Below are 18338 nucleotides of genomic sequence, written 5' to 3' on the forward strand. Positions count from 1 at the left end.
TGTACCTGTCGTGTTAACAGTGTTATCGCTAGCCATACCTTTACTCTCCAAACTGCATTAATGTTAAGAGCAAAAAAGATGTTTCTGCCCGTTACTGGAGACAACAATACATTGGCCAAAAAATGGGTTCCCCCTTGAGACCAATGCCTTTAAATAATTGGTAGGGTATTCCTTGCCACCGCTGTCAGGTGTTCATCCCCATCGAACAATCGAAGCTGATTCTCTCCATCAGCCACGCCGTGAAGTCGTGGCGACGCATGACAAGTTAAAGCGCATTAGAGCTCAGCGTTAAAACATAAAATCTCACGCTGCTTCTTTTATGAATTTATCCAAACTAAAGAGATGTGGAAGTCCAAAATCAGAACACGATCCCACTGCGCAGTAGCATTCAAGGGGGGGCGCAAACAACAAAACAACAAAACAATAAAACAATAAAACAATAAAACAATAAAACAATAAAACAATAAAACATCCTATGTGATTTTATGCTCGGCGCACACTCTGAAATCAGATGAGTCCACTACGAATGGTACCCGCCGCCCGTCAGACTCACTGCGCACTCCATCCAACTTAGCCCCCGACGTGTTACAGGGCTGAGCCTGAGGCGCATTCTTGGGAAGACCACTCTCTCAACGTCCGTCAGCTGCTGAAACTATACGAGCTGTCGGCAGAAGTTCGGGGGGATCATGGCTGCTTGTGTGATCGCGACCTGTCACTGCCCCTGAACCGCGAGTGCGTCCCGGAAATGCAATGGCCAAGAAAGACCATCAATGCCGCTTCGGCATACAGGCCCATATCGGTGTGGACGACGAGTCGTGTCTGGTGCATCGCATGATGGGCACGGCGGTCAATGTGGCAGATGTCGCGCAGATCGTTAGCTGTTGGTCTGTGCAGTTACTTGCCCCATCGCGGCCCGACGTCCCCGCCTCAGAACGCAGTCGCCACACGGTGAGGATCGTGCGCCAAATAAGTGCGCTTTCACATCGTTAATGCAGCGACGTTCGTATCCGATTGGGGGCTAAACAGGCAAAAAAAACCCGCATCTTTTGAGAAAAGATGCGGGGGAAGTGCTGGCCTGATAGAGGCTACTAACGCAAGGGGAGGGGGTATGCGTAGATGCATCCTTAGCACAATCTGACCTATGGTCAGGTGGAGCTACCAGCACTTGAGTACACCTTAGGCCTTTGTTCAGCGTCTGAATGTAGGAAAATCCTGCATTGCTATCGATTTGAGTTCACAGGCTTGTAGCTTGGTAAAAACCTTGACGAATATGCTTGGTTTATTCCATTGAGCCTGCCTGCTGTGCTGGGTGTTCTAATCCGTACCGGCGATAGTTATCTGCAATGGCGCGGCGATCGTCCCATCTTTGAAGTGAGGTATTCCGTAATGAATAGAGTAAATCATGCTGACCGGTGGCATGATCTCGAGATTATTGAGTAGGACGATGGGTTGACGAAATGATTGGGCTGTATAGAGCGCCATGAGCGGAGCATCAAAATGGCGCACCGCACTGATTAGATGGCCGTGCGGGTGATGGCGCAATGTGACGGGCGCAAGAAAGCTAGGGTGAGATGGCCTAGCCAACTTGGTAGAATATCCAGAGCAGCAGCAGTATCCCGGCGCCTAAAAACATAGACGTTAGAAAGGTAGAGTTGCTGTCCATGTCAAGCCCTAAAATCGCCGCGATTATGCCGCCAAAAAGGGCCCCACCCAAAAACAACAATAAGAAATGGCTTTCTAACATGTTTCTCCAGAAAACTGATGTGATTGCGAGATAAAAACGCCGCCCACAGCGAGCACTAGTGAGATGGATCATTGTGCTGTTGTAGCATCAGGCTTAGGGCGTGGCCGTATGTGAGCGCGCATGAGTTCGGTCATTCACCTCCGCCCTATTGATCGAATGGCTCCACTCTGGCGCGCAACAATCACTGCTGCTGAATTCGCTGTAGGCGACTTAACCACGATAAAGTCTATGTACGGCTTAGCAGGCGGCTGCGGTGCCCAGGGCCGCTAGTGACAACGTTTTCCGTCAGCGAAGAGGTAGATGAGGGGTACCAAGAAAATACCAGCTTTGTTGCAGCGGTCTTCTTCAGGGGGCGATCACTTGGACGCTGCTTGCTGTTATCGAGATTCCATACCGTGCTCATTACTTCTTCTGGTTGGATATCGGTTTCAGTTTGTATCGTGGAGCGCTTCAACTCAGTGGTCCTGGTTATCTTTCGCGACGATGGTGCCTTGAATGCCGATAATTTCTTTGCGGCCGCTATTTTTCAATGGCCTACCGAGACTCCAGTGGTCGGAATTTTTGCCTTTTGAAAAGTTGAGGGGCACTGCAGTTGGGGAAGCCAGCGCCAGAATTTCCTTGTTCGGCATGGCATGTTCGGCTTCCTTACCCCACTTGCCTTGTGGCGTTACCGTATGTTTTTCGGGGGGCTGGTTGTCCCATTGAGCTTGCAGCGCCAGGATTTCGCCAATGGAGATTCTGCCTGAGGCATTGCTTTGAGCGGCTCCAGCTTGCTCAATTCTTGTAACATAGGCGGCGAACTGACTTTTTTCTACATCCGTTAACTGTTGACCATTGGCTTGAAGTTTCTTGTCATGGTTCCAGTCAGTTGCCATTGAGAAAGTGTAGTCCTTTGGACCAAAGCAGCCCGTCAGTAATAACAGGCAGGTTAAAATGGCGCTGAGCACTTTTAATTGCATTGGGTCTTTCCCTATTTTCAAGCGTGAGAGGCTTGGCGATATTCCGACACTGGTACGGAAATCTGCTTTCTTTTGCCCTTGGCTGTCTGTAGGGATTTCCTGAATATTCGATGGGTGATGCCTCGCGCTTGGTATGTCATGAGTCGGTAACGATAAGCAGCCCCTGGGCATGAAAGCGCAGCGGTCAGGTGAATGCTCGGGGCAATCCATCGTAAGCGTCCAGCCAACACACCTTCCGAACTCCAGCATTAAGGGCGATGGTGTCCGCGTATTTTTAAGCGGACGCGATCGCCCCTTAACGTCAGGATTTCCATGCGCCAACGAAGCTCTTACCCGAAACCCTTCAAGGCCCAGGTTGTTCAGGAATGCCTGCAACCGGGCGCAACCCTATCCAGCGTCGCCATCAGCCACGGCATCAACGCCAACGTGATCCGCAAGTGGCTACCCCTTTACCGAGATCAGCCACCAGCGACGTTGCCGGCTTTCGTTCCGTTGAGAGCTACGCCCAAACGGCAGGCGGAAGGGTCGGCGATTATTGAGCTGCCATTTGGTGAGCAGTCGATGTCAGTGAAATGGCCGACGTCTGATCCTGAAGGCTGCGCTCGTTTTGTCCGTGGACTCACGCAATGATTCGCATCGATGCCATCTGGCTCGCCACCGAGCCCATGGATATGCGTGCTGGCACTGAAACTGCGCTGGCCAGGGTGATTGCGGTGTTCGGTGCGGCGAAGCCGCACTGCGCTTATTTGTTCGCCAACCGCCGCGCCACTCGCATGAAAGTTTTGGTGCATGACGGGTTTGGCGTCTGGCTGGTTGCTCGCCGATTGAACCAAGGAAAGTTTCACTGGCCCGGCATTCGACAAGGCTGCGAGATGGAGCTGGATATCGAGCAACTTCAAGCGTTGGTGCTCGGCCTACCTTGGCAGCGTGTTGGGGCTGGCGGTGTAATCACACTGCTTTAAAAAGCTGTAATTAGCTCCTTGGCCTACTGCCGCAAGCGACCTGCTTTGGTAAAATCCAGGGCATGACTTCCTCGCCCAACCTCGATCAGATGACCCCCGACCAACTGCGTGCATTCGCTGCGCAGTTGCTGTCGCAGGTTGATTCTCTCGGACAGCAAGTCGACAGGATGGGCAAGAAGAACGACCGCGACCAAACCATCATCGAGCAACTCACCCACGAAATCGCCTGGTTCAAACGTAACAAGTTTGCCAAGCGCAGTGAGCAATTGAGTTCTGCTCAGGGCAGCCTGCTCGACGACCTGCTTGATACCGACATCGCGGCCATCGAAGCCGAGCTGAAAGCGTTGAATCCGCCGGCTGCGCCGGCCGAACCACGCAAGCAACCCAAGCGTGTTCCTTTGCCTGCGCAGTTTCCGCGCACCGTGATTTATCACGAACCCGACAACACCCAATGCCCCTGCGGCTGCCAGCTCCAGCGGATCGGCGAGGACGTCAGCGAGAAGCTGGATTACACGCCGGGCGTGTTCACCGTCGAGCAGCACGTGCGTGGGAAATGGGCCTGCCGCCAGTGCGAAACACTGATCCAGGCACCGGTGCCGGCCCAAGTAATCGACAAGGGCATCCCGACCGCAGGTCTGCTGGCTCACGTGATGGTGGCCAAATTCGCCGACCATTTGCCGCTGTACCGACAAGAGAAAATCTTTGGCCGCGCCGGCCTGGCTATCGCCCGCTCGACACTGGCGCAATGGGGTGGCCAAACCGGTGTGCAGCTCCAGCCCTTGGTCGATGCACTGCGCGAAGCAGTACTTGCTCGCGGTGTGATCCACGCTGACGAGACGCCGGTGCAGATGCTTGCGCCGGGCGAGAAAAAACCATCGCGCATACGTCTGGGCCTACTGCACCACGCCGTTTTCGGCGTTCAAGGCAGTGGTTTACGACTTCAGTCCGAGCTGTGCAGGCGAACATGCACGTAACTTCCTTGGCTCTTGGAATGGCAAGCTGGTGTGCGACGATTTCGCCGGCTACAAGGCAAGCTTCCAGCAAGGCATCACCGAAATCGGCTGCATGGCCCATGCCCGCCGAAAGTTCTTCGATCTGCACGCGACGAACAAAAGCCAACTGGCCGAACAGGCGCTGCACTCGATTGGCGGCCTGTACGAAATCGAACGGCAAGCGAGGGAAATGACCGACGAAGATCGCTGGCGAATACGTCAGGAAAAAGGGGCGCCCATTATCGACGCACTGCATACCTGGATGATGGCCCAGCGCGACCTTGTGCCCGAAGGGTCGGCTATCGCCAAAGCTCTGGATTACAGCCTCAAGCGCTGGGCGGCACTGACTCGATATCTCGAGGATGGCGCTGTGCCCATAGATAATAATGCGGTCGAAAATCAGATAAGGCCGTGGGCACTTGGACGCTCGAACTGGTTGTTCGCCGGGTCACTACGCAGCGGTAAGCGGGCAGCTGCGATAATGAGCTTGATCCAGTCAGCACGCATGAATGGGCATGATCCGTATGCCTATCTTAAAGATGTGCTGACGCGGCTGCCTACGCAGCGGGCAAGCGATATCGACCAACTGCTGCCGCATCAGTGGATGCCTTCCTGACTTACGCAAGGTGAGTTGGGCAGACGCTTACAATCCATCGGCGATGTTCGGCAGTGTGCCGAAGTCGTTGGCCAGGGCCTCGAGTATTAGGAGCTGATAGGCCTTGCCGGAATAAGAGTCGATAGAGCACGCAGGCGCCTTGAGCGGCCCTCTTGGGGGGGGGCTCACTCGAGCTCAGACTTTCCACGAACGTATAAATTCTAGATGCGTATGCCCGTCGTGATCATGATGGCACTGGTCCCCAACAACACCCGCTCGGCGGTTACCGGACCGTAATGCATCCGAGTGACGGAATAATCACTTGTGCAACACCAAAGTGGTTGAGCGGAATTTTGTCCTTATATTCACCGCGATAACCTTGCAGCAACCCCGCGGTGAGTTTTAGATACACTGGATAGGCCGCGTTGTCGTAGCGTTTTCCCGCATATCCGTAGTACGAGCGCTGGCTGAACGAATTGTCGAAGGTTGCCGCCCCCCAGACCAAGCCGGAGGGTTGGTGGCGCTCCAGTCCGATCAATTTCTGAGTGTTATTGTGGTTCGGGTTGTGTGAATAGTGCTTGGTGTAAACGCTGGTTTGCAGATACCAGAATCCGTTTTCATCTTGAATTGGTTTGTCTGCTGCCCACACAGCAGAGCTCAGCGCGCACAGTAATAGACTGTAAAGTCGTAGTTTTTTTACTTCGGACATCTGTCGAGCCACTCGGCTTAATTTTAAGGGGAGGGGGGCCGTTCGTTGCGCATTTTGCTCGCGTTACAACGCAGTTCGGCACGTCCATGCCTCGTTTGGTATGTGTCTGCACGCTGCAGGTGCCCATCGTATTGAGTGGGGAGCAACCATAACGGACCGGCAACAGTCAGGTGATGAGGGCGCGCAGCCCATTAACTCAGGGCGATACGATTGGTTTGCGTATTTTCATTCGGCACTGTTGCTGGGTGAATTAGGCGTATGCGTCTTACTCAATGTAAAGAAAATACCTATCAAAAATAGGTGGTTGATAATTTTGAGAGTGAACAATGCTCTTAAAAAACGCTGGCGTGATACTCCTGCTCACGGATAATAGGCGGCTCGGTCTTGGCGGTATTTTCCTGCAAGCGGTTGGAGGGTATGCGTCCGGGCATCACGTCTTGCGTGATTAAACCGGCCGCCACTTATGCGGAAGCAGCTGCTCGATTTCACTCGCCCGCTGCGTCGGCAGGCGCGTGAGAACATCCTTTAGATAGGCGTACGGATCATGACCATTCAGCCGCGCAGACTGGATCAAGCTCATGATCGCTGCCGCCCGTTTTCCGCTACGTAGCGACCCAGCGAAGAGCCAGTTTTTGCGTCCAAGAGCCCACGGCCGGATCTGGTTGTCGGGTAGTCAGACGCGGTTACCCGCGTCCAACCCCCTAAGAACCGTGCATGCGAGTTTCCCAGCACACGGCTCAAGCCTCTGCAAAGGCACTGTTAAGTACCCGGCTATACCTCTTGGACATTGGCGTACTGCTGATCTCTGGGGCAACGCAGATGATAGATCTCAAGATTGACTGCGGCGTCCGTTCCGCCGTCGGCCAACTTTACGATGTGGCGACTATGCCACGGCGTATCTTTGGTAACGGGCTTATGACAAACAGAACATAGGCCGCCTTGCTGTCGCCAGACGCGATACAGCTTCGCTCGTCCCTTCGTTGATTTGAGCATTTTCTTGCCCCATCGGAACTCGAAATACTCATCCCAATTGGGGTCATGCGGGTTGGCAGCGGCCTTGATCTTGATGTGCCGCACTATCGGCGTGTCTGATTCCTTCAGTAAGGTGTATTCCCTTGCCTTACCGTCTGCGTATTTTTCAACGGTGGAGAACACCCACCGGCGCGATCCTCGGACTTTGAAATACCTGTCCTTGACCCACCGTGTTCCTTTGCGCGGATGTCGTCTCACCGCCCAGCGCCAGAGCATTATCCAGACTTCGCTATCCACCTGATTGAAGACTTTCTTGGCGACCACGTGGCTATGATAGTTCGCCCATCCCCGTAAAATCGGGTTGAGCAGCCCGATCAAATTGACCTGTTTGATCGCCTTGTTGGTCTTGATCACCTCCCGGAGCTTGGCGAGGTGAGCCCTGATATTCGCTTTCGATGGCTTGATCAGGAGCTTGCCGTTGTACTTGCGCAAGTTCCATCCGAGGAAGTCGAACCCGTCCCCTTTGTGCGTTATTTTGGTTTTTTCCGGAGAGAGGACAAGTCCACGCTCTGCCAGAAACTCAACCACGGCAGGCCTGACTTCATTCTCCAGCCACTCTTTCGAACAGCCAGTGATGATGAAGTCATCTGCATAACGCACCACGCGCATCTTTCGGGCTGTCCACTTTGCATTGGGAAATTTCTTCGCCAGCATCGCTTCCAAACCATCCAGCGTCATGTTGGCCAACACCGGGGAAATGATGCCTCCCTGCGGGGTTCCGGCGTGGCTGGGGAATAGCTCATTCTGGTAGACGTAACCGGCTTTGAGCCATTTCTGCAAAATCGCCTTATCCATGGGAATGTTGGCGATCAACCAGTCATGGCTGATAGTGTCGAAACAGCCTTGAATGTCGCCCTCTAGCACCCACTCCGCGTTTGCTTTTCGTGACAGCACACCAAAGCACTGTGCGGCGGCATCCGCAGTTGAGCGTTCCGGCCTGAACCCATATGAGTTCGGATCGCCGGTAGTTTCCGCTATCGGTTCCAGAGCCAGCAAATGAAGCGCCTGCATGGCCCGGCATTTCATCGCGGGAATTCCGAGAGGTCTCGCCTTGCCGTTTTTCTTCGGAATAAGCACTCTCCGAAGCGGAAGCGGCGAGTAGCCTCGCCGCTTCAATGACGCTATCGCACGGATCTTGGCCCCTGGTGTATTCCAAGTGACCTTGTCCACACCGGGGGTATTCTTGCCTTTGTTTTCAGACACCCGTTTCACGGCTAAAGCTTTGCCGCTAAACGAGTGAGTCAGCAGCCATTGCAGGGCTTTTGCCTTGTTATGCCTGCCGTCTTGTACGGCCTTCACAATACGCGCTTGCAGCCCTCTTACTCGACGTTGAGCGTCGGCCCAGTTGATGCCGTCCCACGACGTGCCGGAAGGTGCACACGCCAGTGCTGCTGCGTTCATTTGCTCTCCTTCCGTTGAAAGGGTTCTACCTACTCTCTTGTGAAGAGAGACCATGAGGACGTCTGCCCACTTTCGCGTGAAGTGATGTTTCAACTTCTATCCAACCCGTTACAGGATGGCGTTCGCTTTTTCCTCGTTCCTTCGCCCGCACCGCCATGGGCCGTTTTTGCAACCGGCTGTCCCCGAGGGGAGCGATACGGGATTTCCACGTTCCGCTTACTGAAGTACGTCGGGTTAGGCGCCTGCTATCGACCGGGAGGCATGTGGGTCACGAACGCGCGTGCAGAAAAACGCTGTTCCCACCTCCGCTACCTTTTGGTTCGAGCGTATAAGCCATTTCCGCTCGTTCAACTTAACGATCTTTACGCAGGTTCACATGTGTTCACCATACCGACTATCTAGCCCTTGTCCGGCCATGGCTGCCAGAAGAGTACGCCTCTCACGATTAGTACCCCGCACCTTGCGGTGCCCGTCACGTTGTCGAAGGCGCTCTTGATTCAGCCTTCTAGATTCACCCGGTGACACGGGTGGTTCCCTCAGAGAGGAACAACTTCTGTAAGCGACTTCGTGTCGCACCTCCGCCCAGTTGTTGTCAATGGGTACGGCCCCGTCATTGAGGTAGCGCGACAGCGCTGCCCAGCGTTTGAGGCTGTAATCGAGTGCTCTGCTGATGGCCGAACCTTCGGGCACAAGTTCACGCTGGGCAATCATCCAGACATTCAGCCTATTCATCACCGGTGCGGCTTTTTCTTGGCGTATTCGGCACCGTAAATCCGGCTCCAGATCGCGCACTTCGCTCTCGATTTCATACAGCAACTGGATGTAGCGCAGGGCCTGCTCGGCGATCTGGCTTTTGTTAGTGGCGTGCAATTCGAAAAACTTACGCCGGGCATGAGCCATGCAGCCGATCTCGGTCACACCGAGTTCGAAGCTGGCCTTGTAACCGCCAAAATCGTCGCAGACCAGCTTACCTTTCCAGTCTTGCAGGAAGTTGCGAGCATGCTCACCGGCGCGGCTGGGGCTGAAGTCATAGACGACAGCGGCTGTTTCGCAGAACTGGCTGGTGGCGTACGCCCAAACATAAGAACGGTGGGTTTTCTTCGAACCCGGAGCAAGCATCTGCACCGGTGTTTCATCCGCGTGCACGACCTGCTGCCCGATCACTACGTCACGCAGGGCATCGACCAGGGGCTGCAATTGCACGCCCGTAACGCCCACCCATTGAGCCAACGTTGAGCGTGGAATCGCCAAGCCGGCACGACCAAAGATCGTTTCCTGACGGTAAAGCGGCAGATGATCAGCAAACTTCGCGATCATGACGTGGGCAAGTAGCCCGGCAGTCGGGATGCCTTTGTCGATGACCTGCGCCGGCACGGGCGCCTGGATCAGCGTTTCGCAGTCATCGCAAACCCACTTGCCACGAACATGGCGCTCAACGGTAAATACGCCCGGCGTGTAGTCCAGCTTTTCGCTGACATCTTCACCGATACGCTTGAGTGCGCAACCGCATGGGCAGTGGGTGTTGTCCGGTTCGTGATGGATCAACGTGCGCGGGAATTCTGCCGGCAATGCCGTGCGCTTGGGCTTTTGCTTTTTCTCGGTCGCCGCTGGTGCTATTTGCAACGCCTGAAGCTCGGCCTCAATCGCCGCAATATCGGTATCGATCAGGTCATCCAGCAGGCTGGCCTGCTCAGGATTCATCAGCTCACTGCGCTTGGCAAACTTCAAACGCTTGAGCTGTGCGATCTCGTGGGTCAGCTTCTCGATCACCGTTTGATCGCGGTTGATCTTCTTGCCCATGGTTTCAACTGTTTTGCCCATGGTCTCGACTTGCGACAGCAACTGCGCAGCGAATGCACGCAGTTGGTCGGGAGTCATTTGATCGAGATTGGGCGAGGAAGTCATGCCGTGGATTTTACCAAAGCAGGCCACTGGCGACAGCCAGCCAAGACGCTAATTACAGTTTTTAAAGCAGCGTGATTGCACCGCCAGCGCCAACACGTTGCCAAGGTAGACCGAGCACCAAGGCCTGAAGTTGTTCGGTATCCAACTGCATTTCGCTGCCTTGTCGAAGCTTGGCCAGTGAAACTTGCCCTGGTTCAAGCGACGTGCCGCCAGCCAAACCCCAATCCCATCGTGAACCAGCACTTTCATCCGAGTGGCGCGGCGATTGGCAAACAGATAAGCGCAGTGCGGCTTCGCCGCACCGAATACAGCGACCACCCTCGCCAGCGCCGTTTCAGTGCCGGCGCGCATATCCATGGGCTCGGTGGCGAGCCAGATGGCGTCGATGCGGATCATCGCAACAGGTCTCGAAGGAAAGCGGCGCAGGCAGCAGCGCTATCGGTTGGCCAGTTCACTTTGACGGTGCCGCGTGGGTGCAGAATCTCAACGCTGATATTCGATGAAGATCGGTGCGCTGTTGTTTGCATAGGCAATGGAATGAATGCAGGTTGAAGCGCCGTGCTTTTCTGCGCTTGCACCCGAATCCATTTGTGAACGAGATTTGCGTTAAGGCTATGGCTGAGGGCGATGCTGGCAATCGATGCGCCGGGTTGGGCACACTCTTGAATGACCTGGGCTTTGAAGGATTTGGAATACGAACGGCGTGTTGGCTGCATGAAATACCCGCTTAAAAGGCTAGAACTGGTGCCCACCTAAATTTAAGTGCACACCATGTCCCGGCTTTGCGGGGTTGGGTAGATGACTTGGCCGGGCGCATACGTTGGAGGCGCACTTATGTAATGCCGTTGCGCTGCAGGTAGGTTGGTGTTGGTGTGTGAGAGGACGGAAATGTAAGCCTTCGGCAGGGGCCACAGCGCGGTAAGCGCACCTGTGCATCAATGGCGAAAAGTGTTGTAGCCGTTGCACAGCCATATAGATCCTGACGGCAAACTGCACACCGTACCGGTCCACTTATTCAGACGTCGCGCCTTGCTCAACGCCTTGTCGGGCGCCTTCAGTTTTCTGACTGCAAAAAACATGCGAGTGATCAAATCCGATACAGCGATTTCAGTGCTGGAGTAGAAGGCTTCCTGAGGGGGGCATGATGCGCAGCCTGCGCTGACTTCCACGCCCCTAGGCTGCATCAGGGCATGCTGCGGCTGATATCCATCAAAGCAGCCGCTCAGCTAGAACCGTAACAGCGGTTTAGGCTGTGACCCCGCACGCTTTCTTCCCACCATGGCGTTGAGCAGAACAAGCGCATCGGCCGCTTCGAACCAGTCTAAATCTGAAAGTGCATTGCAAAGTGCAGCGGGATAACTCGTCTCACTGACTGAGACGCGCGCGCTCAAATATTTATGTTCAATCTGGCTATCAACTCCCCGAACCTTATCGCTAAGCATCGGCTTGATCCTTCTGCGTGGAGACAGCGTCAAAGAGCAACCTAAAATTTCAGGGTATACACGCGTTGAAAACGTCCGAAGAAACCGGACCAAGAGTTATACAAGAGGCTCGATTAGAGGTGAATGTGTTAACAAAAGCATGCGCCTCAATGCCTGCCCGCAAACCTGAGTCGGGGGGGGGCAGCACTCCACGTGAGTAATCCGTTTCGCATCTGTCGTGTGTCCACCATCAGCATGGGGCTCAACTATTTTTACTCGGCTCATTACGACCTCTTCAAGGAAGTGCATCCTCCTGTTCGTTCGGCCCGCAAGGGCCTGAACAAGTGGCGACCATACGTATTTTAATGTGTGTCTTTCGTCGTTCCAATTAAATGGAGCCATTTCGGTATGCGGTGAGTTACTGCGCAGTTGCTCGATGCAATATCCGTCATGCTCACCTTCATCGCGTGGCGCGGGTCTGCTTGAGCGCCATTCGTGACGCTGTCTTTCATTCGTGTCGACAGCGCTCAAAAGCAGACGCGCACAATAAATCTGGATCGCCAGACAAGCGATGTCTGTAGGCGAATCCCTCATTTGTCGGCAGCGGTGCGGCATGCAAGCCGTTAAGGCTGAATTGCTCTGGAAGCAGCAGGAAAAGGGCGTCAGGATGTGCTGTGGGAGTATCATTGGACTAGGCGAGGAGCATAGACCCGGCATGACCTCATCCCCCTTTTAATTGGTTCTTCACAGATTACCGGGAACGACGCTCTTGATCTTCATGAAGAAGAACCCGCTATCCCGGTAACCGTACACCATCCGCTTGATGACCTTTATTCGATTGTTTATTCCCTCCAACTGGCCGGTGTGCCTTGGCCAGCGAACCCGGCATCACGATGCCCCGCCAGTAACCCTTTAGCCGTTTGGCGAGCTGGATCAAAGCAGGGATCTCGCTTTCATGAGCGTGGCGCAGCCATGGCTCCCAGGCTGACCTCCAGTCCCTGACGGTACTCGGCGTCCAGAGAGTTTTGAGTTCCGCCTTCATTAAATAGACAGTTATCAATGATTGATTGGCCGCCAGCAGATCCTCCAGGCTGACCTGTTGAGCCGGTGTTTTCAGATTCTGCGGGTTACGCAGCAACAGCCATCGCGATTGCTTGATAAACTTGCGAGCCGGCCTGTCATGACGCAGCCGATTGGCTTCGTCGACACGAACCCGATCGATTACTTCTGGGCCATATTTGGCCACGACCTGGAACAGGTCATAGACCACGTGCGCTTTTGGGTAGTGCTGGCGAACCTCCAAGTCAAAAGCAGTGTTCATGTCCATCGCCACCGCTTCGATTCGAGCGCACCCTCTCTGGCCCCACTTCTTCGACAAATGGCCTGACCGCCGCACGGCTGCGGCCTTCGCCAATCCACAGAACACGTCGTGTATCGGCGTCCAGTACCACGCTGGCGTAACGATGGGCTTTGAATCGCGCGAATTCGTCCATCACCAGGCGACGTGGTTGCGCCTTCGGCAGAGCGCTCAGCGCCGTAGTGCTCGACGCCCCAGTAATCGAGCGGTGTCCCAATGCAGCCCAAACATCTGGCCACGTGCAGCGTGGGAAGGCGCTCGCAGGCGTGAACAACGGCTCGGCCAAGCGGCGTGTCATGCGGGCATAGCGGTCCAGCCAACTGACGTGCCTCCATGCGTTTACCACAGTCACGACAGCCAACCCACCTGAGCAAAACGCTGAGGCGCACGGCCCGGCCTAGAATGGGCAGATCTCGAACTACGCGCTCGCAATACTCATGTGTAGTTGAACAGATTTTTTCGCAGTCACCGCAGGAAGGGAATCGGGTGGAGTGGGGATCAGGTCGATTTGTAGCGCATCGCCATCAGGCTTGATCGTGACGACAGAAAAGCCCTCCCCAAAAGGAAGGAAAGTATTAATATCGCGCATAAGAGCGCCGGTCTGTTAGATGTGTTTGCTCGCACGAACATCATCAATCAAATCGAGGTTCTTGTTTCTGTTTTCCCCGGGATTCGTGAAGAACCTGAAAGCTAGGTTCAGGCCCTTGAGTGCCCCCAGTCAGGGCTGCCTTTGGGAATCGGGCATATCGGGCATGTAGTCGCACGATTATGTCCTCCATAGCACTGTAACCTGACTCACCGCGCTGGGCTATCTTCAGCTGCATTTGATCGTCGACAACTATGCCACGCACAAGCATCTAAAGGTGAGGTGTGGTTTGAGAAATACAAACGCTTCCACTGCATTTCACTCCAACCTCCAGTTCGTGGATGAACATGGTTGAACGCTGATTTCGCGATATCACGGTGTGCCTGCGTGACGGCAGTTTCAGTTCGGTTCGCGCACTGGAAAGCTCGATCACCACGTTCCTCACACTGCAAAATGTGCGATCGACTCGCTGCGTTTGGAACCCCAAGGGGAAAAATATTTTGAACAAGATGCAGCGAGCCCGTGAGGTAATGACCCCGCAGGCATGAGGAACCTTATTTGTGAGATACCACACTAGTAGGAGAGAGCTCCCAGGCCACGAAGTCGAGCGCTACCGTCCAGAGGTCATCGATGATGGAGAGAAATATCGAATGTCAGTAGACGCGCGTAAAGCGAATAGTCAATGATAATAAACTCAATACGAGCAAGGGAGTTTTTTTAAAATACGAACAAGGCACCCTTGGTAAACTTCGATGTAATCCCCTTCCTTGAGTGATTTTATAATGGCCAGAGCATGCGATCTGGAAACTCCAGTTGTCGCATTGATGAGAAATATCAGTGTGAGCTCGGATTTGATGCTGCACGGTAGCGAATTAATCCACTCCAAGGACGCCTTTATTTTCTGGTAACTGTCACTGGTGCACTGGAATAACCATTTATTTGACAGGTCTCTCGAGTGTCGGCTTACCAGGTCGAACAGACTGTCGAATACTTGGCAGGGAAGCGCGGCAAGAGCGACTTGGTTGATATGGAGTTCATAGTAAGTAGTGCGCTCAATGATGTTGTATTGAATTGTTTCCTTGGCGTTTTTGGAGGGTGAGTTGTCAAGCCATGTAATGCCTCCTGTATAAATTATATTCATTGTTTTATGCGTGCCAATAAGCATCTGCCAAGCGCCGCTCTCGATCCAGATTACGGATCTTTTGTTGGTGCTGAATATTTTTTCACCTTTATTTGCGGATTTTCGTACTCCATTTTCTCTTATCCAGAGGCGTAAGCGTTGAGTTGAATTATTAGAGCGTTCCTCTCCATGGTGTTGAAGCTTTTGGAGGCGGGTATTGATCATGGCAATTCCTTTTAATAGAGCTAGATTTGTGTGCCTTTCTGCAAATCTTGCTCTTCATTGATTCCTTCTCGTCGCCACTGCAGACAAGCAGCATGCGCCACCCAGTGACGAAGTCGAGCAGTTCGCCATAAAGAAAAAATGATTTCAAGGCGAAGTCTGAAATTGGACTGGCGGTTTTTTCAGTGTTCGACGCGATAGTTTTTGGGCGTGGTCTGCCAGGGCGCAGCAGAGCGGCTGATTCCACCTCCATGATTGATAAATCTATTACCAGTTGATGTAATAAAGGGCGAGGCTGGCAGTCTAGAATAAAATGTTATCGATTCTCTGCGTCTCCGCGCGTGCACTTGTCATGTCGAGCTCCGCCACCATGGTCAGCACGAATGCAAGGTCTTCATTACCCTGCTGGCGGCGCAGGTAAAAACCAGAAAAGTCGTACGACTGATTATTATCCTGGTCGTGCCGATCCCCACGGCTAAAAAACTACAGTTTCTTCGCGCGAACTCTGATGGGCTTTTTAAAGGCACTCGACGGAGGTCTCTTTCGCTAAACGTGGCGCACAAGCCGTAGGATTTGACGATGCTGAAAATCAGCTCACGCTTGGAAAGCTGTATTCCGGCTTGCCTTGAGGGCCGCACTCCAGATGACATCGCTGTTCACGCGATCCGCCCCAACCCCGACATGGGCCGGACTGGTTCCCCCCCCCAAAAAAAAATTGACCAGCCGCGATAAGCGTAGGTAGGCGAGGGCGGCCACCGCGCGTGCCTGGAAATACTTGACCTTGCGTGTCGATCGTTTGCTTCCCGATAACTGAGTTGAAAAGCACCATCACCAGTGGTCTGGTTTGTTAATCGGCGTTGCCTAATTAAAAGTGGCATCTGTCATGATCCAATTTCAGACTATACCTTTGCACTATAAAGAAACGCAGCTATAAATACGGTGGTCGAGAGTAAAACGAAGGTTTAGTGTGAAGTTGTTGGCGCGTGCTGCCTCTGCTTGACTTATAGGGCTGCCAAACGATTGTTTGTTTTATCACTTGATGCGCAAGTGAGGGGTAAGTAGCCTATTCTTGTTGGCGGGACAGTTTTCAGGAAGTCGGAGCGGCATGTGTCGGGGGGAGTTGTCGATTGCTCGGTCTTCCGCCAGATGCTTCAGGAATCATCATGGGGTTGTTTGGTTGGCAGGTAGTCGGTGCGAATTTTATGTACAGATAAATATTTTTTCGAGTGGAATAGGAGATTATGTTGATGATAAGTCAAAAGCCCAATAAAAGCCGACAGTGGCATATTTATGTGCTCGTCGCAATTACAGTGGTGTCGGTGAGTTTCGGATTTGAAGAGTATTTAAAACTCGTAGAGTTCGGGTGTTCGAATTATGGGAGCTGGAGTGGTGCGAGTAAGCCTAATTAGTGCAGTCGTGAGTTGCAATGCTCAGGGTGTTTTTTTTGACATCAATGGGGGCTGAGAGAGTAGGTGTGTGGTGGGTGAAAACGGTTGTCGGGCAGGTTGGGTCGCTCTCGCGTAGAAGTGTTGCGGGCGACTCAGCTGTTAAAGGTTTGGTTCGTCAGTACATGGAGCCCTTCGGGGGGGGCAGGTATTTATAGTCTTTGCTCAATGTTTTTTTCAGGTTTTTTGGTTGGCAAATCATTAACGGCGCGTGATGTCAGTTGATGGGAAACTGCCAGTTTAACTGTGCTTCGAAGCGCTTTTGGCGACGTATTGGTCTTCGACTGTACGCGATGCATAAACTTAAGGGTATTGAGACATGATAATCACAGCGCTCCAACTCTCGACTATTCTTCCTCGCTCCGGGCCGGCAGCTAGCCTGTTTGCCCCAATGCTAAATAAAGCGATGGGTAAATACCAGATTAATAACCAAAAACGTGTCGCCGCGTTTATCGCCCAACTCGGCCATGAGTCAGGTGAACTCCGTTATTTGCGTGAGCTTGGCAGCCAGGCCTACCTTGCAAAGTATGACACCGGTGCACTTGCCAAGCGTCTTGGTAATACGCCTGAGGCGGATGGGGACGGGCAGCGTTATTGCGGACGCGGACTTTTTCAGATCACGGGTTTAAGTAACTATCGTCAATGCGGTGATGCGTTGGAGTTGGATCTGGTCAATCACCCAGAGTGGCTGGAGCAACCCGAATATGCCTCTCTTTCGGCGGCCTGGTTTTGGCATAGCCGAGGGTTGAACCGGTTGGCGGACGAGGACGCATTCGAAACCATTACCCGTCGGATCAATGGCGGCCTCAATGGGTACAGTGAGAGGTTGGTTTTTTACAATTTAGCGCTGTCGGTTTTGAAATGAACATGTTGGGCGTACTACGCCATGGCTTCTTGGCATTGGCACTTCTCTGTTTAGGCGCTTTTGTGGCCTGGCAATGGCAGGCTAATCGGTACAACGCCGAAATCGCCAGTATCAGGGCTCAAGTAGCACAGGACGAGGCGGAGCGTTCGAGGGTCACCAGCGAAGCTATCGCTCAGGAACAACAGCGCAATGCCCAGCTGAGCGAAGCGCTCAATCAACTGGAGCAGCGCCGCTTTAAGGAGATTCAAGATGTTCAGAACACTGCTCAGCGCCTCACTCTTGATCTCTCTACTGCTCGCCAGCGGTTGTCAGTCCGGGTTGTCCGCCCGGTATGTGGCGGTGGGGTGTCAGCCGAATCCCCCTCCGGCGTCTTGGGCAATGGTGCCTACACCGCCGAGCTTCATCCAGCGGTTGCAGCAGATCTTGCCGCTCTTGCCGCAGACGCCGACCAGTGCGCGCTAAAACTTGCCTATCTGCAGCATCGTGAACAGGTTCTGAAGCAGGACCAAGACACTAAATAGAACATTATCGTTGGGGGATTGGCGGCGCATAACGTGAATCGGCCTAGTGGCCTTGCCCGAAGAAGGCTTAAAAAGACTGAGAACGCCTGTGCTTCGAATCCGAGTGAACAGCCGCTATTGAGATCAATAACGGGAGGGGGGGCAGCCAAAATGAATTTTAGGCGCCCCCCCATTAATTTTTTTAACATTAGGCGGGTGGTGAGCAGGTAGGCCGAAGCGGCTAAACGCACTTGAGCGCCTTTATCAAACATTACACTCACCATGAATGCCAATTGCCAGACGTAACATCCCTCCCTAAAACGTGTAGACGGCCACCAGTGCCGAATTCAATGCATTGGAACACCTGTTATCCAATGACACCGCCGCATCACAATGACCTGGTGTAAGTGGGGCGCGCGTTCGCAATATGTAGTGGTCAACTAATTCCAGACACCTCGATAGGTGGTTCCGATACCATCGTCCGTTCGTAAACGGTCGGTGGCAGATATCCCAGTTTCGAGTG

General features: G+C 53.5%; 9 protein-coding genes and 7 pseudogenes. 7 read left to right on the top strand and 9 right to left on the bottom strand.

Going from position 1 to position 18338, the window contains the following annotated elements:
• Positions 1-739 precede the first annotated feature (739 nt).
• A pseudogene (locus tag ACIOZM_RS28955) lies at positions 740-873 on the top strand (IS5/IS1182 family transposase); the annotation flags it as partial.
• Positions 874-2199: 1326 nt separating this feature from the next.
• Here ACIOZM_RS28955 and ACIOZM_RS28960 read toward each other — a convergent pair.
• Positions 2200-2703, bottom strand: a complete 504-nt coding sequence (locus ACIOZM_RS28960; RefSeq protein WP_401220419.1) for a hypothetical protein — start codon at positions 2701-2703, stop codon at positions 2200-2202.
• A gap of 312 nt (positions 2704-3015) precedes the next feature.
• On the opposite strand from ACIOZM_RS28960, the gene tnpA (ACIOZM_RS28965) reads away from it, so the two are divergent.
• From tnpA (ACIOZM_RS28965) to tnpC (ACIOZM_RS28975), 3 genes and pseudogenes are all read left to right on the top strand, one after another.
• Positions 3016-3333 carry an IS66-like element accessory protein TnpA gene (gene tnpA, locus ACIOZM_RS28965; RefSeq protein WP_149662236.1) on the top strand — a complete coding sequence of 106 codons (318 nt, stop codon included), beginning with the start codon at positions 3016-3018 and terminating at the stop codon, positions 3331-3333.
• A complete protein-coding gene (gene tnpB, locus ACIOZM_RS28970) occupies positions 3330-3665 on the top strand; it encodes an IS66 family insertion sequence element accessory protein TnpB (protein ID WP_401220422.1) in 336 nt (111 codons plus the stop codon). Before tnpA (ACIOZM_RS28965) ends, tnpB (ACIOZM_RS28970) begins: the two co-directional genes overlap by 4 nt.
• A gap of 62 nt (positions 3666-3727) precedes the next feature.
• Positions 3728-5273: pseudogene (gene tnpC / locus ACIOZM_RS28975) on the top strand (IS66 family transposase).
• Positions 5274-5473: 200 nt separating this feature from the next.
• On the opposite strand, the pseudogene ACIOZM_RS28980 reads toward tnpC (ACIOZM_RS28975), so the two are convergent.
• The 7 genes and pseudogenes from ACIOZM_RS28980 to ACIOZM_RS29010 form a co-directional block, all read right to left on the bottom strand.
• Positions 5474-5961 (bottom strand): annotated as a pseudogene (locus tag ACIOZM_RS28980) (sn-glycerol-3-phosphate transporter).
• A 445-nt stretch (positions 5962-6406) separates the two neighbouring features.
• A pseudogene (locus ACIOZM_RS28985) lies at positions 6407-6628 on the bottom strand (transposase domain-containing protein); the annotation flags it as partial.
• A 104-nt stretch (positions 6629-6732) separates the two neighbouring features.
• On the bottom strand, positions 6733-8394 hold the full coding sequence (ltrA, locus tag ACIOZM_RS28990) for a group II intron reverse transcriptase/maturase (protein ID WP_401220425.1): 1662 nt from the start codon (positions 8392-8394) through the stop codon (positions 6733-6735).
• A gap of 576 nt (positions 8395-8970) precedes the next feature.
• A pseudogene (gene tnpC, locus ACIOZM_RS28995) lies at positions 8971-10299 on the bottom strand (IS66 family transposase); the annotation flags it as partial.
• Positions 10300-10347: 48 nt separating this feature from the next.
• Positions 10348-10695 carry an IS66 family insertion sequence element accessory protein TnpB gene (gene tnpB / locus ACIOZM_RS29000; RefSeq protein ID WP_401220428.1) on the bottom strand — a complete coding sequence of 116 codons (348 nt, stop codon included), beginning with the start codon at positions 10693-10695 and terminating at the stop codon, positions 10348-10350.
• Positions 10692-11015 (bottom strand): IS66-like element accessory protein TnpA, encoded by a 324-nt coding sequence (gene tnpA / locus ACIOZM_RS29005; RefSeq protein ID WP_401220430.1) that lies wholly within the window; start codon positions 11013-11015, stop codon positions 10692-10694. Before tnpA (ACIOZM_RS29005) ends, tnpB (ACIOZM_RS29000) begins: the two co-directional genes overlap by 4 nt.
• 1449 nt (positions 11016-12464) lie before the next feature.
• Positions 12465-13666: pseudogene (locus tag ACIOZM_RS29010) on the bottom strand (ISL3 family transposase).
• A 105-nt stretch (positions 13667-13771) separates the two neighbouring features.
• Between ACIOZM_RS29010 and ACIOZM_RS29015 the strand changes: the two are divergent.
• Positions 13772-14211 (top strand): annotated as a pseudogene (locus ACIOZM_RS29015) (transposase); the annotation flags it as partial.
• Positions 14212-14357: 146 nt separating this feature from the next.
• Here the strand turns inward: ACIOZM_RS29015 and ACIOZM_RS29020 are convergent.
• Positions 14358-15008, bottom strand: a complete 651-nt coding sequence (locus ACIOZM_RS29020) for a helix-turn-helix domain-containing protein (protein WP_401220433.1) — start codon at positions 15006-15008, stop codon at positions 14358-14360.
• Positions 15009-16769: 1761 nt separating this feature from the next.
• Here ACIOZM_RS29020 and ACIOZM_RS29025 point away from each other — a divergent pair.
• The gene (locus ACIOZM_RS29025; protein WP_401220435.1) at positions 16770-17315 is read left to right on the top strand and encodes a glycoside hydrolase family 19 protein; all 546 of its coding nucleotides are present in this window, start codon (positions 16770-16772) and stop codon (positions 17313-17315) included.
• Positions 17312-17836 carry a lysis system i-spanin subunit Rz gene (locus ACIOZM_RS29030; RefSeq protein WP_401220438.1) on the top strand — a complete coding sequence of 175 codons (525 nt, stop codon included), beginning with the start codon at positions 17312-17314 and terminating at the stop codon, positions 17834-17836. Before ACIOZM_RS29025 ends, ACIOZM_RS29030 begins: the two co-directional genes overlap by 4 nt.
• Positions 17837-18338 lie beyond the last annotated feature (502 nt).

Source organism: Pseudomonas sp. NPDC087346 (assembly GCF_044744235.1).
Lineage (GTDB): Bacteria > Pseudomonadota > Gammaproteobacteria > Pseudomonadales > Pseudomonadaceae > Aquipseudomonas.

Bases quoted from the DNA above. Each gene is read 5' to 3' on its own strand.
- ACIOZM_RS29030 (WP_401220438.1), top strand. From the start codon at position 17,312: ATGAACATGTTGGGCGTACTACGCCATGGCTTCTTGGCATTGGCACTT.
- ACIOZM_RS29020 (WP_401220433.1), bottom strand. From the start codon at position 15,008: ATGATCAATACCCGCCTCCAAAAGCTTCAACACCATGGAGAGGAACGC.
- tnpA (WP_149662236.1), top strand. From the start codon at position 3,016: ATGCGCCAACGAAGCTCTTACCCGAAACCCTTCAAGGCCCAGGTTGTT.
- tnpB (WP_401220422.1), top strand. From the start codon at position 3,330: ATGATTCGCATCGATGCCATCTGGCTCGCCACCGAGCCCATGGATATG.
- tnpA (WP_401220430.1), bottom strand. From the start codon at position 11,015: ATGCAGCCAACACGCCGTTCGTATTCCAAATCCTTCAAAGCCCAGGTC.
- ACIOZM_RS28960 (WP_401220419.1), bottom strand. From the start codon at position 2,703: ATGCAATTAAAAGTGCTCAGCGCCATTTTAACCTGCCTGTTATTACTG.
- tnpB (WP_401220428.1), bottom strand. From the start codon at position 10,695: ATGATCCGCATCGACGCCATCTGGCTCGCCACCGAGCCCATGGATATG.
- ACIOZM_RS29025 (WP_401220435.1), top strand. From the start codon at position 16,770: ATGATAATCACAGCGCTCCAACTCTCGACTATTCTTCCTCGCTCCGGG.
- ltrA (WP_401220425.1), bottom strand. From the start codon at position 8,394: ATGAACGCAGCAGCACTGGCGTGTGCACCTTCCGGCACGTCGTGGGAC.